This window comes from Motiliproteus sp. MSK22-1 (genome assembly GCF_001968815.1).
Lineage (GTDB): Bacteria > Pseudomonadota > Gammaproteobacteria > Pseudomonadales > Balneatricaceae > Motiliproteus.
Window position 1 is genome coordinate 1 of the sequence record NZ_MIEQ01000050.1, and the last position, 542, is coordinate 542.

Consider the following 542-nt stretch of genomic DNA (forward strand, 5'->3'; position numbering starts at 1 on the left):
AAGGCTGTGGAATTGACAGCAAGTGACATTGGGCGTGTAGCTCAGTTGGGAGAGCGCCACCCTTACAAGGTGGATGTCGGGAGTTCGAGCCTCTCCACGCCCACCATTATTTTCTACCCCAGAAGGTAATGGTTGCTTTTCGAAGCATACAGGTTGATGAAAAAGCAGACGTTTTGAAAGAAGCACTGCAGCGAAGTCCTGATTAGTTTTCAGGCATATTGCGGAGCGGTAGTTCAGCTGGTTAGAATACCGGCCTGTCACGCCGGGGGTCGCGGGTTCGAATCCCGTCCGTTCCGCCACTTTGATTGAGCTGATCGATAAGGTCAGTGTTAATCGGAAGAAAGGCTGTGGAATTAACAGCAAGTGACATTGGGCGTGTAGCTCAGTTGGGAGAGCGCCACCCTTACAAGGTGGATGTCGGGAGTTCGAGCCTCTCCACGCCCACCATTATTTTCTACCCCAGAAGGTAATGGTTGCTTTTCGAAGCATACAGATTGATGAAAAAGCAGACGTTTTGAAAGAAGCACTGCAGCGAAGTCCTG

The 542-nt window shown here is 50.6% G+C and carries 3 tRNA genes; all 3 read left to right on the plus strand.

Annotated elements, in window-relative coordinates:
• Positions 1-30: 30 nt before the first annotated feature.
• The 3 genes from BGP75_RS15775 (at position 31) to BGP75_RS15785 (ending at position 447) form a co-directional block, all read left to right on the plus strand.
• A tRNA-Val gene (locus tag BGP75_RS15775) sits at positions 31-106 on the plus strand.
• Positions 107-222: 116 nt separating this feature from the next.
• Positions 223-299: transfer RNA gene (locus BGP75_RS15780), tRNA-Asp, on the plus strand.
• Positions 300-371: 72 nt separating this feature from the next.
• Positions 372-447, plus strand: a tRNA-Val gene (locus tag BGP75_RS15785).
• Positions 448-542: the final 95 nt, after the last annotated feature.